The organism is Aeromicrobium sp. Sec7.5, assembly GCF_036867135.1.
Taxonomy (GTDB): domain Bacteria; phylum Actinomycetota; class Actinomycetes; order Propionibacteriales; family Nocardioidaceae; genus Aeromicrobium.
Genome location: NZ_JBAJIJ010000002.1, coordinates 255,538 through 275,767 on the forward strand (window position 1 = coordinate 255,538; position 20,230 = coordinate 275,767).

16 protein-coding genes and 3 pseudogenes are annotated in these 20,230 nt (G+C 67.6%); 5 read left to right on the forward strand and 14 right to left on the reverse strand.

The annotated features are described in order from the left end of the window. Positions 1-44: 44 nt before the first annotated feature. The 4 genes from V6S66_RS14530 to V6S66_RS14545 form a co-directional block, all read right to left on the reverse strand. Complete coding sequence (locus V6S66_RS14530) at positions 45-1,022, reverse strand: hypothetical protein (protein ID WP_334207509.1); 978 nt, start codon at positions 1,020-1,022, stop codon at positions 45-47. A 301-nt stretch (positions 1,023-1,323) separates the two neighbouring features. Continuing rightward, positions 1,324-1,686 (reverse strand): hypothetical protein, encoded by a 363-nt coding sequence (locus V6S66_RS14535; protein ID WP_334207510.1) that lies wholly within the window; start codon positions 1,684-1,686, stop codon positions 1,324-1,326. Between the two features lie 140 nt (positions 1,687-1,826). Further along, the gene (locus tag V6S66_RS14540) at positions 1,827-2,492 is read right to left on the reverse strand and encodes a hypothetical protein (protein ID WP_334207511.1); all 666 of its coding nucleotides are present in this window, start codon (positions 2,490-2,492) and stop codon (positions 1,827-1,829) included. Between the two features lie 412 nt (positions 2,493-2,904). Further along, positions 2,905-3,219, reverse strand: coding sequence for an ArsR/SmtB family transcription factor (locus V6S66_RS14545; protein ID WP_334207512.1), 315 nt, complete (start codon positions 3,217-3,219; stop codon positions 2,905-2,907). Positions 3,220-3,288: 69 nt separating this feature from the next. Between V6S66_RS14545 and V6S66_RS14550 the strand changes: the two genes are divergently transcribed. Beyond that, complete coding sequence (locus tag V6S66_RS14550) at positions 3,289-3,612, forward strand: hypothetical protein (protein WP_334207513.1); 324 nt, start codon at positions 3,289-3,291, stop codon at positions 3,610-3,612. A 193-nt stretch (positions 3,613-3,805) separates the two neighbouring features. On the opposite strand, the gene V6S66_RS14555 is transcribed toward V6S66_RS14550, so the two are convergent. Continuing rightward, positions 3,806-4,132 (reverse strand): hypothetical protein, encoded by a 327-nt coding sequence (locus V6S66_RS14555; RefSeq protein ID WP_334207514.1) that lies wholly within the window; start codon positions 4,130-4,132, stop codon positions 3,806-3,808. 441 nt (positions 4,133-4,573) lie between these two features. Here V6S66_RS14555 and V6S66_RS14560 point away from each other — a divergent pair, with 441 nt between their 5' ends. From V6S66_RS14560 to mobF, 4 genes are all read left to right on the forward strand, one after another. Further along, positions 4,574-5,578, forward strand: coding sequence for a tyrosine-type recombinase/integrase (locus tag V6S66_RS14560; protein ID WP_334207515.1), 1,005 nt, complete (start codon positions 4,574-4,576; stop codon positions 5,576-5,578). Further along, positions 5,575-5,907 carry a helix-turn-helix domain-containing protein gene (locus tag V6S66_RS14565; RefSeq protein ID WP_334207516.1) on the forward strand — a complete coding sequence of 111 codons (333 nt, stop codon included), beginning with the start codon at positions 5,575-5,577 and terminating at the stop codon, positions 5,905-5,907. Before V6S66_RS14560 ends, V6S66_RS14565 begins: the two co-directional genes overlap by 4 nt. Then, entirely contained in the window at positions 5,904-7,343 is a 1,440-nt protein-coding gene (locus V6S66_RS14570) for a hypothetical protein (protein ID WP_334207517.1), read from the forward strand. The genes V6S66_RS14565 and V6S66_RS14570 overlap by 4 nt, the downstream gene beginning before the upstream one ends. 99 nt (positions 7,344-7,442) lie before the next feature. Further along, a complete protein-coding gene (gene mobF, locus V6S66_RS14575) occupies positions 7,443-13,103 on the forward strand; it encodes a MobF family relaxase (protein WP_334207518.1) in 5,661 nt (1,886 codons plus the stop codon). A 65-nt stretch (positions 13,104-13,168) separates the two neighbouring features. On the opposite strand, the pseudogene V6S66_RS14580 reads toward mobF, so the two are convergent. From V6S66_RS14580 to V6S66_RS17055, 9 genes and pseudogenes are all read right to left on the reverse strand, one after another. Next, a pseudogene (locus tag V6S66_RS14580) lies at positions 13,169-13,681 on the reverse strand (IS1595 family transposase); the annotation flags it as partial. Next, positions 13,682-13,975: pseudogene (locus tag V6S66_RS14585) on the reverse strand (transposase); the annotation flags it as partial. A gap of 298 nt (positions 13,976-14,273) precedes the next feature. Beyond that, positions 14,274-14,669 (reverse strand): cytochrome c oxidase subunit 4, encoded by a 396-nt coding sequence (locus V6S66_RS14590; protein ID WP_334207519.1) that lies wholly within the window; start codon positions 14,667-14,669, stop codon positions 14,274-14,276. A gap of 3 nt (positions 14,670-14,672) precedes the next feature. Continuing rightward, positions 14,673-16,460, reverse strand: a complete 1,788-nt coding sequence (ctaD, locus tag V6S66_RS14595) for an aa3-type cytochrome oxidase subunit I (protein ID WP_334207520.1) — start codon at positions 16,458-16,460, stop codon at positions 14,673-14,675. After that, a complete protein-coding gene (ctaC, locus tag V6S66_RS14600; protein ID WP_334207521.1) occupies positions 16,460-17,287 on the reverse strand; it encodes an aa3-type cytochrome oxidase subunit II in 828 nt (275 codons plus the stop codon). Before ctaC ends, ctaD begins: the two co-directional genes overlap by 1 nt. Positions 17,288-17,450: 163 nt before the next feature. After that, entirely contained in the window at positions 17,451-18,305 is an 855-nt protein-coding gene (locus V6S66_RS14605) for a PfkB family carbohydrate kinase (protein ID WP_334207522.1), read from the reverse strand. Between the two features lie 549 nt (positions 18,306-18,854). Further along, complete coding sequence (locus V6S66_RS14610) at positions 18,855-19,292, reverse strand: hypothetical protein (RefSeq protein ID WP_334207523.1); 438 nt, start codon at positions 19,290-19,292, stop codon at positions 18,855-18,857. 653 nt (positions 19,293-19,945) lie between these two features. Then, a complete protein-coding gene (locus tag V6S66_RS14615) occupies positions 19,946-20,080 on the reverse strand; it encodes a hypothetical protein (protein WP_334207524.1) in 135 nt (44 codons plus the stop codon). Between the two features lie 40 nt (positions 20,081-20,120). Continuing rightward, a pseudogene (locus V6S66_RS17055) lies at positions 20,121-20,177 on the reverse strand (hypothetical protein); the annotation flags it as partial. Between the last annotated feature and the right edge of the window lie 53 nt (positions 20,178-20,230).

The window sequence follows — 20,230 nt, forward strand, 5'->3', positions numbered from 1 at the left end:
TGAGCGAGCGGTAGCGGCGAGCTTCCCGGCGATGAACGAATCAATCACGGACTCGGCGCTCGGGCAACGGACCTCTGAGTGGGCGCGACCTCCGGCGATCTGCTGAGTGTCCTGCCGGGCTCGCTGGTTGGAGTCAGCGAGGACCGGTAGATCGGGTCGAAGGCAGCGGAGCGTCGGACAGCCTCCGCTGAAGCCGCGAAGGCGAGGTCGAGGGGCCCGCGCACGGCCTGTCGCGCTTCTGCCGGGAGCGGTATAACTCGTCCCTGGTGCAAGTCCGCTGCGGACACGATGGATCCCAGGTGATCCGGGCGAGGGTTCTGTTCGCGGAGCAGACGGTTGATGGCGCGTGCTGGCGCGAGCAGTTCGCGTTCGTCCACCAGGTCCCGCGCTGCAGCGGCCAGTCCCATAGACGTAGCCAAGTGCGAGGTGAAGGTGCCGAGAACATCCACGTCCTCGGCTCGGCAGGTCAAGGATGCGATCCCGGAAAAGCGTGATCGGACTTCCTCGCCGGCGCCCATGATGTCCCGGTCGGGCGAGGAGTGGCCGAAGCTGAACTGGCTCGCGATGTTCTCGACGTCACGCCATGCCGACGCGGCGCCGGCGATCGCGGGATCGATCCTCTCGGCAGTCAGCGAGTCGATCACGCCGAGAACGTGTGCTCGCGTTGTTGCAGCGCGGAAGGCATCGAACGTGGCGACCTCCAAACTCGCGACGTGATGCAGCACGACAGTAGATCCGTGTGCCAGCAACGCTCGATGAGCGATCACATCCCAACGACCCAGCGCGGCACCAAGGTCAGCGGACGGAGACCCCAGCGGCACGTCCGGACGAAACACGCCAGTCATGGCAAGCGTTTCGATGGCCTTCATGCGCTGGAAAACGTCGCGCACCGAAGCCCGCTCCGGTTCACTGTCCGGGTTCCTGTCGAACTCCAGATCGTAGCCGTGGTCGCGAGCCCGTTCAGCGACCAGCTCAGCGCCGACCCAGAGCACGGCGATAAGCATCCGGTGCGCGATCTCCACATCGGCAGCAGCCGCCGGAGGCGTAGCCCTTGCGGCCGCAACTAAGTCGCCATGAACCGGTGCAAGTGCCTCACTTCGCCGGCCGTCTCCGGGCCACGCTTGGTTCTGGCCCGGAGACGTGATTGAGCTCGACATGGCTTCGATACGTTGCACCGTCCTATTCGGATCGCCAACCGGCAACCGGTCGTGAGCGGCGCGAGCAGCTCTAGCGATCAAGGACCACCCGCGAACCAGTTCGCCGGCATTCAACCCAGTCGAGCTACGAGCGCGCAGCATGTGGGCCTGAGCGACCCTGAGGTGATCAAGCGAGCTGGACATATCGCCGAGTCCCCGCCAAAACCCGAGCAATGCTCGCGAGCAAGATCTGAACATCTGGATCAAGTTCCGCGCTCATCAAGTCGAAAAGCTCCAGGGCCGAAGGTTCGAGTTCAGTCATGCGGCTGAACTCGGGCTCCTGTGGGAACGGCGTCGGCAGGCCGGTCAACAGCTGCAACCTTTGGCAGGCCACTAGGGCGTCGTACGACAGACCAGAGATCTCGGACACCGCCGATGGGTCGAGGTCAACGACGTGCGCCTGCGCCGTCTCGCGGCTAATCGCGCTCAGGATCGCGACCAACCTCCGGGCAAGGTCAAAATGGCGCGGATCTGCGACTGTCGTGATCATCGGTGTGTCCTTTCGGCGGATGTGGCAGATCGAGCGTGCGGTGGTTGGTCGCCCCGGGTCTACGGACACTTCGGCGTCTGTGGATAAACAAGCCCGGTGGCATGGCTCGCGACGAGCTCGGACCGCCGACCTGACGTTGGTCATCGCCGCAGCCCATGGGTCGTGGTCGGGCTCGGGTTCGGCGAGGGTCGCGGTTCGTAGTTGCGCCGGCTGACGCGGTGATCGGTCTGCTCGCTCGCGCCTACGACCAGGTGGAGTTGCTGACGTGCGGTATCCGCCGCGTCCAATCCAAGGACCCGTCCCAGCAACGGCAGGTCCTCACTCACGCGGTGAACTGCTCGTCGAGCCTGGTCCAGAGCAACTGAGGCTTCCTGGACCGCGTGTTGAACCAGCTCCGGCAGACACGGATCGGAGGGCAGCGCCGAGACGATCCGATACAGCGAAGTTGCGGCCTGGGCGATGCTCAACTGTACGTACCGGGTTTCCCGCGCGGCCTGCAGCACCACGCCTGTGATGGTTCGTGCGTGGTCTGGGTCGACTCGGCCCGATACGGCGGCATCGAAGTACGCGGCTTCGGCCTCTGACAGTGCCGGCCGAATCGACTGCGCATGATCCTGCAGTGGTCCAGCAAGCCGGCGGCGCAGATCGTCGGCGCGATCGACGACCACCAGGCCACCGCCGGCACGGTCACTGAGCCGCTCGAGTTCCAACAGCTCAGCGTGTGAACTCATCAACTGCCGACCGAGGTTCTTCGCAACCTCGTTGCCTTGGTCGATGTGTATGCGAGCTTCGGACAATTCGCTCATGTCGCCTCCTGGGACTCCTGTCGAACAGACAGGCCCCGCCACTGGCTCCCTGCGGACATCAATCGGCAGACGTCAGCTCGTCGCAAGCAGGCCTGAAGCCAGCGCCATGACGGCCCAGCAATTCGACCCGTCCGAACCCCGACGAAGTCCTGCCCCCTGTTCTCACCCCACGCTCCAAGACGTTCCAGCCGAGGTGAGCGCGGCTGGGCGCGGGATGGCCGCTCCGCCAGCGCGCCTACTTCGTGGACCTCGTCCCCGAAGGCAGTTCCGTCGGAGATGCCGACTTAACCTCCGGCGCGCCTGAGATGGCCGCGTCGGGTCAAGAAGACGCGCGCGATGAGGCGGTCGACTTTCCGCCGCCTCGTCGAGACTCCATGGGGCCCTCGCGGACTCTGGAGCACTCGGGATCGGCTCAGTCGAGTCCGAGACCGCGGCGCAGGTCAGTCAAAGTCTTCTCGAGCTCTGCCGGGATGATCGAGTACTGACGACGGCGCGCATCGGTCTCTTCGCGGGGCGGATGGACCCACACGACTCCGAGCTCCTCGAGCACAGGCAGGTGCTTCCGCAACAGCGAGCGCTGTACAGACAACCGTTCCGCAAGCTCCGTTTGCGTAGCCGGCCCATCGACGAGCAGCGAGCGAATCGCCGCGACTTTGACACGGTTCCCAACCATGTCGATCGCACGATCGACGCCTTCGGGCTGCTCAGGACGCACAGGAGTCGACATGTCGCACATTGTCATCACGATCGACTTGTGCTCATACTAACGGTACTTCAAGTACCGTTAGGAGTCCCAGTGAACATCCAGGTCATCGCCCAGGGAACGCTTCTCGCCAAACCAGAAGCCGTCGGGGACGAGCGCGAAGACGTTACGGCTGTCATGTTCGGCACCCGCCAGGAGGTCCGTCACCAAGGTCAGGTGATCGTGCTCGACACGGTCCCGACTGCAGAACTGGTGTGCGCCGGCGAGCTCGCGAACGCCCTGCTACGGCTTGAGAAGGGCGACCGCGTGGAGATTCGCGCCACGATGACGGTCAGGTGCAGGTTGGCCGATGTCGAGGATCGCTTCGCCCAGGTCCGGACGAGCTTCCACGCCGACACGTTCCTGCGCCTCAACTGAGTCGCCTCCCCAAACGGGCACGGGGAGCCGGCAGCGCTGCGGCGCTCCCAGAACGGTTACCCCTCCCCGCCGAATCGCCGGGTGGCCTTCGGGCCATCGGGGTGCGAACCATCCCGGGTTCCTGCTACGTCGCAGTGTTCCGGCCGGCGACGCAGGCGGACTCGTCTGCGGCGGCTTCGTTCAAGGCCCGGACTCACGGCCCAGCGACCGGCCCGGCGCCCAAGTCGCGTTCGGCAGTCTCAGCCAACGCCCGCAGACGCCTGGCCTCACCATCCGACAGGTCCGGGATCCAATCGGCCAGCTCAGCCACCGGAACCCGCTCGTCGCGCAGCAGCTTCAGCACTGCCTGCCCTGCCGTCAGCTCCAGCCGCCGGACGAGCTCGTCACGTTCCTCGAGCACGACCGCCGCTTCGATCCCGAGCGCCGACCGTCGCTTCTCACCGGCCGCGCGCTCGCGCCGCCGCACATCCTGGGCCTCAAGCGCCCTTGACCGCGCCTGCTGCCTGATCGAGCGACCCATGACCTGCTCCTCACCTCGAAGATGCCTTCGTCCAACAGGGCCATCGCCCACCTCGCCGGCGGACACACCTTGAGAACCTGCACCCGTTCGCCTACCCCCGACCTAAACCGCACCAGCAAACATCCACACACCTCTTGCATCTTCGGTAGCAAGGCCGCGAATCAACTCGAAGTTGACTGGCTACAGCCGCGCGTGGGGCGAGTGCCTTTCGCCGGAGTCGGCGAGGGGGTACGTCGCTGCTGGTCGACAGATCGCGTCGCCTCTCTGGTAACTTATAGTTGTCATTGTCCACTTTTAGTTGACCGGTGAAGTGAGGTCTGTGTGGCTGTTCCGGGGTCGGCTCATCTGGTTCTGGCGCCCGGTGTGCTCCATCTGGACGAGCCGGCGGCGGTGTTCGAGGCGATGCTCTCGGGGTGGGGCAGGCAACAGAGGTCGAGGCTGTTGGCGGAGGCGACGATCGAGCCGCGGGTGTTGTTGCTGCGACGGTTCACCAGCTTCGTCGGGTCGCATCCGTGGGACTGGACGGCAGGCGATGTGGAGGACTTCACGGCCAGCCTGATGACCGGCACGGGGCGGTTGGCGCCGTCGACGATCCGTGGCTATCACCTGACGTTGCGGCTGTTCTGCGACTACCTGCTCGACGGTCGTTATGGCTGGGTGGGTCAGTGCGAGCAGCGGTTCGGGACGATCCCGTCGCAGGTCTGCCACGACTACAACACCGCTGCGCATCTGGTCGAGTACGAGGGCAAGCCGTCGCGGCGGCCGTTCTCGTACGACGAGATCGAGACGCTGTTCGGGTTCCTGGACGACCGCGTCGAGCAGGTCGCCCGCTCGGGTCGCAAGGGCACGTTGGCGGCGTTGCGGGACGCGCAGATGGTCAAGACGGCCTACGCCTTCGGGCTGCGCCGGCGCGAGTTGCGCTTCCTGGACGTGGTCGACCTTCGCCCGAATCCGCGGATGCCGGGCTGGGGAACCTACGGCGCAGTCCACGTCCGTTACGCCAAGTCCAGCCGCGGCAGCGCACCGCGGCGCCGCACGGTCCTGGCTGTCCCGGAGTTCGACTGGGTCATCGGCGGGCTGGCGCAGTGGGTCGAGCAGGCCAGGCCGCTGCTGAATCCCGGGACGCGCTCCGAGTTGTGGTTGACCGAACGCCGCCAGCGGATCAGCCCCAAGACGATGGACAAGCGGTTCGCGTTCCTTCGCCACCAGGCCGGGCTGCCGGCGGAGTTGACGTTGCACTGCCTGCGTCATTCCTACGTCACGCACCTGATCGAGTTCGGCTATCCCGAGCGGTTCGTGACCGAGCAGGTCGGCCACTCCTACGCCTCGACCACCGCGATCTACACCTCGGTCTCCAACGACTTCAAGACCAAGACCCTGCAGGCCGCGCTCGCACGCGTCTACGACACCAACCACAACAACGACGACAACCGGGAGGAAGCATGAGCACCAAGACCGTGATCCGGTGGAACCTGCGCCAGCTGATGGCCGAGAACGGCATGTTCGCCACCACCGACCTCGTCGAGCCACTGCACCGACGGGGCGTCGAGATCTCCCGGCAGATGGTCCACCGGGTCGCGACGAAACCACCCCTGCGGATCAACCTGGACCTGCTCGCAGCGCTCTGCGACATCCTGGCCTGCACCCCCAACGACCTCCTCGAGCTCGCCCAGGAGCAGGTCGTTGAGCCTGCTGCCAGTGGCGACATCGGGCCCGGGATCGGTGACCTCCGGCCGATCCGCGCCACGATCCGCCGCCCCAACCAAGCCGAGTGAAAGACCGTGTCTGCTTCGACTGCGGCGGCACCCGCTACGCCCACACCCGCCTCCCGCACGGACCGATCTGCACCGCGTGTCGGCGTCGGCGCCACTACCACCATGAGTCCTGTCCCGGCTGCGGCGCGATCCGGCCGTTGGCCTACCTGGCCGGCGCACTGGTCGTCTGCGCCTCCTGCGCCGGCACCGAGTCGATCTTCGCCTGCAGCACCTGCGGAAGGGAGGACCACCCCTACGGCGCCAAACGATGCGCCCGCTGCACCCTGCGCGACCGCCTCACCGACCTGCTGACCGACCCGGCGACCGGTCAGATCCACACCCGCCTGCAACCGGTCTTCCACGAACTCGTCGGGTCCGAGCGGCCGCAGAGCGGGATCTGGTGGCTGCGCAAGAAGCCCGGGACCGGACCCCGACTGCTCAGGCAGATGGCACGCGGGGACGTCGAGATCAGCCATCAGACGTTTCGGAACCTGCCGTCGGACCGCGCCCATGACTACCTGCGCAGCCTGCTCACCGCGGTCGGCGTCCTTCCACCGTTCGAGATCCGCATCGAGCGGATGCTGCCCTGGATCGAACAGACCACCGCCGACCTGCCCGCCGAGCAGGCAGCCCTGATCCAACGCTTCGCGCACTGGCACGTGTTGCGACACATGCGCAGAGCCGCCGGCCAAGGCCGCCTGACCCAGACCATCACCGACGCGTCCCGGCGCCGGATCCGCGTCGCGATCGACTTCCTGGCCTTCCTCGAGACCTGCGGCGCCGACGCGGCCACCGCGACCCAGGAGCTGCTCGAGCGCTACCAAGAACACACCGGCAGGGCCTTCAGCCACGAGCACGCCTTCATCGTCTGGCTGCGGGACTCGCGCATCAACACGCGCCTGGTCATCCCTGCCATTCCGCGCCTGACTCCGGCCGTGACCGTCTCCGAGGAGCAACGCTGGGCCGCGGTCGAGCGGCTCCTGCACGACGACAACCTGCGCCACTACGTCCGCATCGGCGGACTGCTGACCCTGCTGTTCGCTCAACCCCTGTCCAGAATCGTCGCGATGCGCACCAGCCAGACCACCGTCACCGACCAGACCGTTCACGTCACCTTCAACACCACGCCCGTCCAGATGCCGCCGCTCCTGGACGACCTGATCCGGCAGCACCTGCAACACCGCGGCAAGAGCCTCTACGCCTCCCGCGAGACCGGCTGGCTCTTCCCCGGCGGCAACCCCGGCCGACACCTCTCCACCGAGGCCATCCGCTCCCAACTCGTCGCGACCGGCATCAAGCCCTACGAGAACCGCAAAGCCACCCTCTTCGGCCTCGCCGGCGACATCCCCGCGCCAGTCCTCGCCGACCTCATCGGCATCACCCACAAGAACGCCGCCGCCTGGGCAGGACTCGCCGCCCGAGACTGGACCACCTACATCGCACAACGAGCCCACTGACCCAGCGATTCGCCCCGAACGAATACGACCCCTGCGCCAGCATTGAAGTTCGGATCACGACCACTTGGAGTCCTCGGCGCGGCCTTGCCGTGCGTGACGATGTCGATTCACAAGCTGACTGCCGGGTCGGGGTACGACTACCTGACCCGCCAGGTCGCCGCGATGGATGCGACCGAGAAGGGTCACACGTCGCTGGCGACGTACTACGCCGACCACGGCGAGACCCCCGGCCAGTGGATGGGCTCGGGGATGGCCGGGATCGACGGTCTGGACGAGGGCGACCCGGTCACGGCTGAGCAGATGAAGGCACTTTTTGGGTTCGGGTTCCACCCGTTGGCCGACTCCAGAGTTGCTCAGCTGACCGACTCGGCGTCGACCGCCGACATCAAGCGCGCCCGTCAGCTGGGCACCCCGTACAAGGTCTATGAGGCCGACGTTCCGCCCTACCGGATCGAGGTCGCCCGCCGCTTGGAGGATCTCAACGTCGCCGCCGGCCGACCGCGAGAGGCGGTCGTGTCGCTCGAGGAACGGGCGCAGGTGCGGACCGAGGTGGCGCGCGAATACTTCGAGCGGGAGCACGGACGCGAGCCGGCTGACGCCCGCGAGCTCGCCTCCTCTGTGGCGCTCTACTCCCGGCCCAAGACCACCGCGGTAGCCGGATATGACCTGACCTTCTCGCCGGTCAAGTCGGTCTCGACACTGTGGGCAGTCGCCGACCCGGCGACGGCGGCGGCGATCGAACGAGCGCACAACGCCGCCGTCAAGGACGCGCTGGCGTTCATCGAGCGCGAAGCGCTGTACACCCGTACCGGTACCAACGGCGTGCGTCAGGTCGACGTCCGCGGCTTGGTCGCCACGGCGTTCACCCACCGCGACTCTCGCGCCGGAGATCCAGACCTCCACACGCACGTTGCAGTCGCGAACAAGGTCCAGACCGCCAAGGACGGCATGTGGCTGGCCATTGACGGACGGCTGATGTTCCAGGCCACAGTTGCTGCGTCGGAGGCCTACAACACCGCCCTCGAGCGGCACCTTGAGGCATCGCTGGGGGTGCGTTTCGAGGAGCGAGAGAACACCGACCGACGCAAGCGGCCGGTGCGCGAGATCGTCGGGGTTGACCCCCGTCTGAACGAGCGTTGGTCGACCAGGCGTCAGAGCATCGAGGAGCGTCGTGACGTCCTGGTCGCGAAGTTCCACGCCGACCACGGCCGTCCGCCGACTGCAGTCGAGGCTGTGCAGCTCGCCCAGCAGGCCACGCTCGAGACCCGCGACGTCAAGCACGAACCTCGCTCGATGCCCGAGCAGCGTGCTCAGTGGGCCGAGCAGGCGACCGGTGTTCTCGGTGTTAGGGGCCTGGAGCAGATGGTCACCACGGCGCTTCGCCCCGCCCCGTTGTCGGCGCAGGCCGCCGCCGATCGCCGCGTCGACGCGGCGTGGATCGGACGTGTCGCCGGTCGCGTCGTCGAGGGTGTGCAGGACCGGCGTAGCACCTGGAACCGCTGGAACCTCATCTCCGAAGCGCAGCGTCACGTGCGCCGCTCCGACGTGCCCGCCGATCAGGTCCAGCACCTCGTGAACCTCGTGGTCGACCAGGCGATCGCCACCTGCCAGCCCTTGGGCGTCGTCGACGACTCGGTCACGGAACCGGAGCAACTGCAGCGGCGCGACGGCGCGAGCGTGTACACCGTCGTCGGAGCAACTCTGTACACCTCGCCGCGCATCCTGGCCGCTGAGCAGCGCATCGTCGAGGCCGCAGGCGTCCGCGACCGGCACCGCGTCGCCCCGGTCGACGTCGACCTCGCGCTCCTGGAAAGCGCCGCCAACGGTGTCGAGCTCAACGCTGGCCAGGACGCGATGGTGCGGGGAATGGCCACCAGCGGCGCCCGCGTCCAGCTGGGAATCGCCGCTGCCGGCACCGGCAAGACCACCGCCATGCGGGTCCTGACCCGCGCCTGGGAGGGCTCCGGTGGCAAAGTCATCGGCCTGGCGCCGTCAGCCGCGGCCGCGGCCGCGCTGCGCGAACAGACCGGCACGACGACCGACACCCTCGCCAAGCTCGTCGACTCCCTGCAGCGCGGCACGGGCGGCGCCCTGGTCGACCAGATCGGGGCCGGGACGCTCGTGGTGATCGATGAAGCCGGCATGGCTGACACCCTGAGCCTGGACACCGCGATCACCGCGGTGCTCGAGCGCGGCGCCTCGGTGCGCCTGATCGGTGATGACCAGCAGCTGGCCGCCATCGGCGCCGGCGGCGTCCTGCGCGACATCGCTGACCGCCACGGCGCGCTCAAGCTCGCCGAGCTGATGCGGTTCGCCGACCCTGCCGAGGGCGCTGCGACTCTGGCGCTTCGCGAAGGACTTCCCGAGGCGTTGGGCTACTACTTCGACACCAAGCGCGTCCACGTCGGCGACGTCGCCACCCTGACCGATGAGATCTTCACCGCCTGGCGCAGCGATCGCGCCGCCGGCAAGGATGCGGTGATGCTGGCACCCACTCGCGACCTGGTGGCCGAGCTCAACGCCCGCGCCCGCGACGCGCGACTGGGCGACGTCGGCGCCGCACCGGACCGTGAGCTGCGACTGGCCGACGGCAACAGCGCCTCGGTCGGCGACGTCGTGCTGACCCGCAACAACGACCGCCGGCTGCGGATCTCGGCAACCGACTGGGTCAAGAACGGCGACCGCTGGCTCGTCGACGACGTGCGCGGCACGGCACTGTCGGTGCGGCACGTGGAGACCGGCCTGCGGGTGCTGCTGCCGGCGAACTACGTCGCCGAGCACACCGAGCTGGGCTACGCCTCGACCGTCCACACCGCCCAGGGCATCTCGGCCGACACCATGCACGGGCTCGTGACCGGCGACCAGACCCGCCAGCAGCTCTACACGATGATGAGCCGCGGCCGCCATGAAAACCACGCCTACGTCGTGGTCGCCAGCGACGGCAACGCCCACGGTCTGATCCGTCCCGAGGCCCTTCGTCCGCCCACGGCCGGCGACGTCCTGACCCAGGTCTTGGCCCGACACGAGTCCCCGCGTTCGGCCACCACGCTGATCGCCGAGGCCCAGGCCCCAGAAGCTCGCCTGCAGAGGGCGACCGAGAGGTATGCCGACGCCATCTACGTCGCCGCCGCAGACCTCCTCGGAGACGATGCCGTAGCCGGCATCGAGACCCAGGCCGAGGTCCTTGTTCCTGGTCTGGTCGACGAGCCGGCATGGCCGGCGTTGCGTGCGCACCTGGTGCTGCTTCAGGCGCAGGGTGCCGGCGCGATCGGCGAGCTCGCCGACGCTGTCGCGGCCCGTGACATCGAGTCGGCCGACGACCGTGCCGCGGTGCTGGACTGGCGGCTTGACCCTACGGGCAGGCGCGACGCCGAGCCGGGGCCGCTGCCCTGGCTTCCTGCCGTCCCGGTCGGGCTCGCCGGCGACACCCAGTGGGGCAAGTACTTGGGGTCGCTTGCCGACCAGATCCGGGAGCTTGCCAGCGAGGTGCACGACGCGACCTCCGGCGCGGACTCCCCGGCCTGGGCGCGTCACGCCCGCCTCTCCCCTACCACGGCGATCGCCGGCGACATCGCCGTGTGGAGGGCCGCCACGGGTGTCGACGAGGCCGACCGGCGTCCGACCGGACCACGGCAGATGCAGAAGGCCGCCGTGATGTATCAACGCCAGCTCGACACCCGTCTGGACGCCGGACGTCGCCCCGCGATGGACGAGTGGGGGCCAGCCATCCATACACTGCACCCGCGTTCGGATTCCTTCACTCCCCCGCTCGCTGAGCGTTTGGCCGCGATCAACCGGTCCGGCGTCAACGCCGCGGACCTGCTGAGCCGCGCCGCCGCGGAAGGTCCGTTGCCCGACGAGCACGTGGCCGCAGCGCTCTGGTGGCGCATCGCCCGGCACCTGTCGCCGGCGGTCGCGGCCGAGCAGAACTCCAGCGACGGCCAGCTGGCTCCTGACTGGGAAGACCTCCTGCACGAGCACCTCGGCGTCGAGGAGGCGTCCAACGTGACCTCATCACCGTGGTGGCCGACCCTGGTGGCCACCGTCGACCAGGCACACGATCGAGGCTGGCCGGTCGAGCAGCTGCTCGACTTCGCCAAGACCAGCGACGTCGAGGACCTCGACCTGGCTCAGGCGATGATCTGGCGCATCGCCCTGGTGACCGACCCACCCCCGACCGACGACTACGACGTCCCCGAGGAGAACCCGCCGCCCGAGGACCTCCACGAGCCGGACCCGCTCGAGTTCGACCACGACCATGCCCGCGAGACCGGGGCCCACGTCGACGTCGACGAGCTGGACGCCGCGGCGCACACCCGCGAGCTCCTGGAGCCGGCAGGAGCCACCGGTTCGGGTCTGGACCGGATCATCGACCGGGCATGGGAGCTGCAGGCCTCCCCCGTCCCGGTCCAGCGCATCAACGCCATCAACGCCGCAGCAGCCGACTACTTCGAGAGCCAGTTCTCCGACTCGTGGGCGCGACTGCACGTGCACGAACGACTCGGTGTCGACCTTGCCGGCGACGACCGATTCCGCCCCGGCTACGCCCCAACAGGCTGGACCAACCTGGTCGACCACCTGCGCACCCACGGCTTCAGCGACGACGAGATGCTCGCCGCCGGCGTGGCCAAGGAAGGCTCCACCGGACGACTGATCGACCGGCTCCGCGACCGCGCCGTCCTGCCCGTCATCACCCAAGGACGAGTCATCGGGTTCGTCGGCCGACGCAACCCCGACGCCACCCACGACCTCGCCGGACCCAAGTACCTCAACTCCCCCGACACTGTGGTGTTCCACAAGGGCGCCCAGCTCTACGGCATCGCCGACGACCACGTGTCCCACGGCGCAGTACCCGTACTCGTCGAGGGTCCCTTCGACGCGATCGCCGTCACCATCGCCTCAGGTGGCGCGTTCGTCGGCGTCGCACCGCTCGGCACATCGACGACCGAGGAGCAGGCCGCCCAGCTCGCCGGTCTGCACGCCACACCGTTGGTGGCCACCGACGGCGACCTCGCCGGACGGATCGCCGCCGAACGTGACCTGTGGTTGCTCGCACCGCATCTGGTCACACCCCGGGTTGTGCCCATGCCGATCGGCGCCGATCCGGCCAGTCTGCTCGAGCAGCGGGGACCGGCCCAGCTCGTGGCTCTGCTGCAGCAGCACCGTGACCTCGCCGCACTCCTGGTCGACGAACGTCTCACCAACCTGGCCGACCCGAGAGCCAGGAGCACCAACGCGGCCGAGGTCATCGCCGTCATGGCGCCCGAGCAGTGGGAGGACCTCATCGCCACCACGGCGGCAGCAGGGGCGCTGGAGGCTGGTCAGTTGCGCACCGACGTCGCGGCCGCGGCATGCTCGTTCAACCAGGACCCGCAGCGCTACTGCACCGACAAGCTCGGCCGCGTCTCTGACGTGCGTCAGCGCCTCGAACGGCAGGACAAGGCGCGCCCGGCCGACCGGTGGGCGCCGCTCGGACGCTCTCTCGATGGCCGCCTGACTGCCCGAAAGGACTGGCCGGCCGCCGCGACAATGCTGCAGCGACTCCACGAGCAGGGCGTCGACATCGAGCAGGTCGCACGGGAGGCGATCGCCACACGACCGCTGGGCGAGAACCCCTGCCGTGACCTGCGGTACCGACTCGCCGGGCACCTAGATAATTCTCAAAGCACGGGCGTTTCGGTGCCGCGCACGGCGACCACGCCGCGACCGCAGGTCCGCCGCGGACCCCAGCACCGTCCTGACCGCACACCGCGTCGCTGACCCAGACCGACAGCCGAGGCTGTTATCGATTGTCAGGGCTATTCAGCTGACCGGACCATCGCAGGTCAGAGGTCTCTCCATGGCCGATTCGCCCGGGGCCTGTCCATGCTCGGTGGATGACCTCCTGCGGTAGGTGGCTTGGGTGGGACTCGCTCGGGCTGGGGGTCGGCCACGAGGTCTCGGTAGCGCACAGGGGCGTGCTCGACGGACAGTTCGAGTAACCGGTAGAAGAGCATGCCGCGGCTGCGTGAGTGGCGCCGGTTGAAGCGGAAGACGAACTCGTCGAGGTAGCTCTGCACGTGCGCCTCGTCGACCGCTCCCCGGTGGGTGCCCAGCAGCCAGCGCTTGGTCAACGACGCGACCCGATGGACGCTGGGCAGCAGCCCATCGACGTCCTCGCCACGAAGGCGAGCGGCGCGTTGGCTGCGTGGCTCGTGGATGTAGCCGAGCTTGTCGAGGCCGCGGTAGCTGGGCCAGCCGTCGGTGATTACGCGCGTGCCTGGTATGACGTGGGCGCTCACGAACGGGTGCAGTGTGGCGGCCGACCCGTCGGCCAGGATCTGCATCCGGCACCTTCCGAGTCCCCGCGCCTCATCGACCTCATCCAGGCAGATCTGCTCGAGCTGTTCGAAGACGCCCGCCGCGATCCACCTGTCTCGCCGATCTCTGATCGTGGTCGCTGAGCAGGTCGAGTCAGCGATCCGTTCATAGGCGCCGCCGAGTACGAGGACCTGGACGAGCTTGTCGAAGACCACCCGGTCGTCGATGCGAGGTCGGTGGCAACCCAGCGGATGGTGGTCGACGTGTTCGGGTAGCAGCACGGCGAACTGGTCCCAGAGCGGTTCGATGATGAAAGATGGCAGAGCAGGCACAGGCACCTCGTGGGGAAGAACGAGACTTTGACACCTCATTTCCTACGGGCGCCTGTGCCTGCACCACGTCACCGACGCACGCTATCCGCGGAATCTCTTAACGTAGTCGGCCACCGAGAGCCGGATGAGCCGACAGCCTCACCGATCGCGGTGGGGTGAGCTGACCAACTTCACAGCCCGAGGGGCAGCGATGCGTCAGGCGGGCGCCTGGTGAAGCGCCGAGCCCTGCTTGTACTCCTCCCAGGGGACGTTCCAATCGGTCCAGCCGTTGTGGGGCTCGCGAGACACGCCACGGAGATCAGTGCTTGTGCACGCCTCGGTAGAACTCGAACACCCATCCGACGAGAGCGACAGCGCCGACCGTGACACCGATGATGAACAGCCACCAGCCGAACACGACACCGAGCACGACCGTCGCGAACGACATGGCCGCCCACAGCGGCCACCAGCTCGAAGCCGGAAAGAAGCCCAGCTCGCCGGCGCCGTCGATGATCTCGGCGTCGCTGCGGTCCTCCGGGCGTTCCGGGATCTGCCCGGCGACGACCGCCAGGTAGAAGCCGAGCAGCACACACAGCAGCGTCGTCATGAGCAGCGCCACCGACCCGGTGGGGTCGCTCGTCAGGACCCAGTAGATCGGCGTGATCAGCGCGAAGAACACGCCGACTGAAGCGATGGTCCAGAGCTCGGCCTTCATGGGTCAGGACTCCTTGCCGTCGGTTTCGGGGCCATCGGTGGTGGGACCGTCGGTGCTGGTGCCGGGCTTGCCGTTGACGTCCGGGGCGTCAGCGAAGGCCGACTGCTCTCCGGGGTTGTCCTGGAGCTCCAGGGCGGCGATCTCGGGGTGGTGCAGGTCGAACGCCGGGCTCTCCGAACGGATGCGCGGCAGCGAGTGGAAGTTGTGCCGTGGCGGAGGCGAGCTCGTGGCCCACTCCAGCGACCGGCCCCAGCCCCACGGGTCGTCGAGGCCGACCGGCTTGCTCTTGCGCGACTTCCAGACGTTGAGGAAGAACGGCAGCATCGAGGCGCCCAGCAGGAACGCACCGACCGAGGAGATCTCGTTGAGCGTGGTGAACCCGTCGCTCGGCGAGTAGTCGACGTAGCGGCGCGGCATGCCCTCGACACCCAGCCAGTGCTGGACGAGGAAGGTCAGGTGGAAGCCGATGAATAGCAACCAGAAGTGGATCTTGCCCAGCTTCTCGTCGAGCATGCGGCCGGTGATCTTGGGCCACCAGAAGTAGAACCCGGCGAACATCGCGAACACGACGGTGCCGAACACGACGTAGTGGAAGTGCGCCACGACGAAGTACGAGTCAGACAGCTGGAAGTCGAGTGCCGGCGAGGCCAGGATGACGCCCGTGAGACCGCCGAAGAGGAAGGTCGTGAGGAAGCCCAGCGAGAAGATCAGGGGGGTGTCGAATGACAGAGATCCCCCCCATAGCGTGCCGATCCAGTTGAAGAACTTCACTCCGGTGGGCACCGCGATCAGGAACGTCATGAAGCTGAAGAAGGCCAGGTCGACCGAGCCCGTGACGTACATGTGGTGGGCCCATACCGCGACCGAGAGCGCCGCGATCATGAGCGTGGCGCCCACGAGTCCGACGTAGCCGAAGATCGGCTTGCGGGCGAACACCGGGAGGATCTCGGTGACGATGCCGAAGAACGGCAGCGCAATGATGTACACCTCGGGGTGTCCGAAGAACCAGAACAGGTGTTGCCACAGGATCGGTCCGCCGTTGGCGGCGTCGAACACGTGAGCCCCGAACATGCGATCGGCCCCGAGCGCCAGGAGCGCCGCGCCGAAGATCGGGAAGGCGATCAACGCGAGGAGGCTCGTGACGAGCGTGTTCCACACGAAGATCGGCATCCGGAACATCGTCATGCCGGGCGCGCGCATGCAGAAGATCGTGGTCGTGAAGTTGACCGCGCCGAGGATCGTGCCGATGCCTGACAGGTACAGGCCCATGACCCACAGGTCGCCCCCGACCCCTGGCGAGTTCACCCCGTCCGACAACGGGGCGTAGGCGAACCAGCCGAAGCTCGCCGCGCCGCTGGGGGTGAAGAAGCCGGAGACCGCGATGAGCGAGCCGAACAGGTACAGCCAGTAGCTGAACATGTTGAGGCGTGGGAATGCGACGTCGGGTGCGCCGATCTGCAGCGGCATGATGACGTTCGCGAAGCCGAAGAATAGCGGCGTCGCGAACATCAGCAGCATGATCGTGCCGTGCATCGTGAACAGCTGGTTGTACGTCTCGTCGTCGACGAAGGTCGTGCCCGGACGCGCCAGCTCGGCGCGGATCACCAGGGCGATGACGCCGCCGATGATGAAGAACAGGAACGACGTGACCAGGTACATGTTGCCGATGACCTTGTGGTCGGTCGTCGTCAGACAGGTGATGATCTTCTGCGGCAGCGTCTTGCCCGCGAACTCGCTGGGCGGCGCGACGTGAGCCTCACCGGTGTCGAACGCGGCGGTGGTGGTGGCCATCAGTGCTCGGCTCCTTCGGGATCCAGACCGGCGATCGTGTCGGCTTCCTCAGCACCCGACGGACGGCCGATGTTGCCTTCGTCCTCGAGCGAGGCCAGGTGGGCGTCGTACTCGGCACGCGAGACCACGTTGACCTTGAAGATCATGCGTGAGTGGTACAGACCGCAAAGCTCCGCACAGCGCCCCGTGAAGGTGCCCTCGCGCGTCGGTGTGACGTCGAACGAGTTCACCTTGCCCGGCACGACATCCATCTTGAAGTAGAACTCGGGAATCCAGAACGAGTGGATGACGTCGGGCGACTTGAGGTCGAAACGGACCGACTCGTCGACGGCCAGCCACAGCTCGGCGGGCGCCTCCGGCGTGCCGAAGTCGTAGACGTCGACCCCTCCGGTGGCGTCCTCGTCGAGGTAGTTGAAGGCCCACTGCCACTTCGAGCCGATGACCTCGATGGTGTGATCGGGCTCGTCGACCTTCTCGAGGATCGCGTTCTGGGCGGTCACGGTGTGGAAGAAGAAGACCGCGACGATGATGACGGGCGCGAAGGTGTAGAGCGCCTCGATCGGGAGGTTGTACCGAACCTGGACCGGGATCTCGTCGTCGCTGCGCCGGCGGTACCGCACCATGCACCAGACGATGAGCCCGAACACCAGCAGGAAGATCACGAGCGTCGCGATCCAGGCACCGAGCCACAGGTTCCAGATCGTCTGGGTCCGGTCACTGCCGGCCACCGGAAGCGCCAGGCGCTTGATGTCGGAGTCGTCGACAGGAGAGCAGCCGCTCAGCACGACTGCTGCAAGGGCGAGAACCGCCAACTTCAATCGACCCACGGGCGCCTTTCTGGTTCAAGATCGTCACGTGATGACACGTGATGACACGTGCACAGTACTCCAGCACGTACCCGTCAGGAGTTAAGGGCAACCCTCCTACGACACGATGTCGGAGATGCCCGGGGATACCGTCACCGCTCTACCGACGCGCTCGGCCGCCTCATCACCGTACGCGCCCGCCAGGCGGGCCAGGAAGGCCTCCCGGTCGAGCTCGTACTCCTGCGTGCCGGTGGTCTCGACGACGGACGCGGCGACGGTGCAGCCGACCTGCGCGCACGTGGTGAGGTCCAGACCCGCGGGCGAGTCCCGCCAGGAACCCGCCCCGGAAGCTGTCGCCGACGCCGGTCGGATCGACGGCCTCGATCCCGCTGATGGCATCCACGTCGACGCGGTTGCCGTCCGCGTCGGCGACCGTGACCCCGTCCTTGCCACGAGTGATGACCTGCACACCCACAGCGGCCTTGACCTCGGCGGACGACCACCCCGTCTTCTGCTCGACGAGTGCGGCCTCGTAGTCGTTGGTGAACAGGTAGGCAGCGCCCTCGATGAGCTGACGGATCAGGTCGCCATCGGCCCACGCCAGCTGCTGCGACGGATCGGCGGCGAACGGCAGACCGACCTCGCGCGCCGCCTGTGTGTGCCGCAGCATGGCTTCCGGGTCGTCGGGCCCGATCAGGAGCAGGTCGACCGGGGCCTCGGCGTGGAGCGCGGCGACGTCGATCGATCGCGCCTCGGACATCGCGCCGGGGTAGAACGTCACGATCTGCGCGTGGGCCTCATCGGTCGTGATGGTGCACAGCGCCGTGTGCAGCGACGGCGACACGTGGACACGCGAGCAGTCGACGCCGGCCTTTGACCGCACTGAGGGGGAATGCTCGTCGTCGATCGCGCTGATGACCTGCGCCGCCACCTGGCCGGCCCTCTGCAGGAGCAGGCGCAGCTCGTGCGCCCGGTGCCTGCTGAGGCCGAGACCGCCTTCTTCCACGCTGCGACCTCGGGCCGGATCGATCCGGAGCATGCGCGCACGATGACGGGGATGGTGCTGCAGACCGCACGCGAGACCCGGCACATGCAACTCGGAATCAGCCAGCCGCCACGTCACTGCAGCAGGTGGTCTCGGCGTCCGCCAGCGATCCGGGCCTTCCCGACCTGGTCCGCAACTCGGTGCAGGACGCGTCGACGGCGTTGGACCATGCGCGCCGCGGTGCTCACCGCGTCTGCGAGGACCTCCCGCTGCTCGAGCGGACACCCGCGCTCGACGTCGCGGGCCCGGCCGACCAACCCAGGCTGCCGCTCTCGAGCGACCCCAACGCGGGCCGATCTCCCGGCCGCGCCCACGAGGACCACCAGATGTCCCGATCGGTGGAGGCCGCGAACCACGGCGTCACCGGTGACCCTCACCGAAGGCCGGCTGCGTCCACAAGCCCCACCGTCCACAGGTCGCGATGTGCCTCTGGAAGCCGTGCCTCGGTGGGCTACACGCTCGTGCCACACGCGCCCGACAGACAGGACATGACCATGACCAACACCACGACCGATCCCCGATTCCTCGACCTGGGCCAACACCTCATCGAGATCCTCGAGTGCGATCAACCGCGAGGCGGCACAGACCGACATCTACGGCCTCGCCCCGTTCGCGGCCTCGGAGATCTCCAAGCTCGCGTACGACGCCCTGACGGCCAGCCAGCGCATTCAGCGCCTCACTGACCTGCCAGCGCCGTTCCCGCCCGACCCGCCGGTCAGCCGGATGGTCGACCTTGAGCCGGCCGCCCAGAATCTCGTCGAGCTCGTAGGTGCCGATCTCGACGTCGACGTGCAGATAACGATCGCGAATATCGTCCGAGTTCTGGACGGGGTGCAACGCTATGCCCACATCGCTTGACCACCTCCGGGGCGCCCAGGACCACATGATGCGCGCACGCAACACCGCCGGCGTCGACGCCGGCGAGCTGGTCCGCGGAAGGAGTGCGATCACCCGCGCGGCCCGTGCCGCGCACGAGGCCATGCTTCACGACTGCCAAACTGGGCGGATGCGTCCCTTGAAGCCGCGAGTGACGTGGATCGCCGCTGCTCGAACGAGGCGGAGCACCCCGGAATGTTCCGTCCACGCACCTACAGAGTCTGTACCTTCGGAAGCCTTGGGGGACGGAAGCGTCAGGGAAGCTGAAGTGATCTCTTGACCCCCAGACGGATGAGGGTGTTCTCGGCGATCCGGTGACCTTGACCGTCTCGACGTCGGTTGAGGTCGCGCGCCAGAGAGGAGAGCTCGGCCTACTGGTCAGCGCTCAGGCGAGTCTCTTTGCGCTCAAGCTGATCGAACCTCCCTCCCCCGGCGACGCCACGCGGCGCCGCTTGCGGGGTCTTCGCGGCCGAGTTCTTCGGCGCGGTGCTCGTAGCCACACGCTTGGCCGCCTTCGGCTTCGACGGCGCCGGAGCGTCGATGGGAGCAGCTGCCCCGCGCGCCCCCGGCGGCGGGGCCTCGGGGGCCCTGTCGATTGTGGGAAGCATCGAGCTGAAGTCTCGTCGCGCCATCAGGAGGCCACGTTGGCGAACTGTGTCAGGAGTTCGGAGTTGACCTTGCGGAAGTCCTCGACCGCCCGTAGCGCCTCCGGCTTCACTACTGTGGCGCTACGGTCCGTGAGGGGCTCGCAGCCACCCTCAGCGGAGGGGACCGACGTGACGGAACGACGGGTGGAACAGGCGGGCGAAGCAGAACGTGATGCTGGCACGGTCGTACACGTCGACGATCCGGCCGGCCGGCACGTACAGGCGCACGCTGAGCGCCTCCAGCACGCCGGCTGCTCGACGCGCGTCCCACCCTTCGTGTCAGCGCGACCGCGAACCCGGCGATCTGGGCGTCCGACGCTTGGCCGTCGAGGATCTCGCCCATCGCCCACCATCCGGCTCGAGGTCACGGCGGGCCGTCAGGCTTGGCGGACGTCG

Bases quoted from the DNA above. Each gene is read 5' to 3' on its own strand.
- V6S66_RS14540 (WP_334207511.1), bottom strand. From the start codon at position 2,492: ATGAGCGAATTGTCCGAAGCTCGCATACACATCGACCAAGGCAACGAG.
- ctaD (WP_334207520.1), bottom strand. From the start codon at position 16,460: ATGGCCACCACCACCGCCGCGTTCGACACCGGTGAGGCTCACGTCGCG.
- V6S66_RS14555 (WP_334207514.1), bottom strand. From the start codon at position 4,132: ATGGGTCGCTCGATCAGGCAGCAGGCGCGGTCAAGGGCGCTTGAGGCC.
- V6S66_RS14535 (WP_334207510.1), bottom strand. From the start codon at position 1,686: ATGATCACGACAGTCGCAGATCCGCGCCATTTTGACCTTGCCCGGAGG.
- mobF (WP_334207518.1), top strand. From the start codon at position 7,443: ATGTCGATTCACAAGCTGACTGCCGGGTCGGGGTACGACTACCTGACC.
- V6S66_RS14605 (WP_334207522.1), bottom strand. From the start codon at position 18,305: ATGCTCCGGATCGATCCGGCCCGAGGTCGCAGCGTGGAAGAAGGCGGT.
- V6S66_RS14565 (WP_334207516.1), top strand. From the start codon at position 5,575: ATGAGCACCAAGACCGTGATCCGGTGGAACCTGCGCCAGCTGATGGCC.
- V6S66_RS14610 (WP_334207523.1), bottom strand. From the start codon at position 19,292: ATGGCCTCGTGCGCGGCACGGGCCGCGCGGGTGATCGCACTCCTTCCG.
- V6S66_RS14590 (WP_334207519.1), bottom strand. From the start codon at position 14,669: ATGAAGGCCGAGCTCTGGACCATCGCTTCAGTCGGCGTGTTCTTCGCG.
- V6S66_RS14545 (WP_334207512.1), bottom strand. From the start codon at position 3,219: ATGTCGACTCCTGTGCGTCCTGAGCAGCCCGAAGGCGTCGATCGTGCG.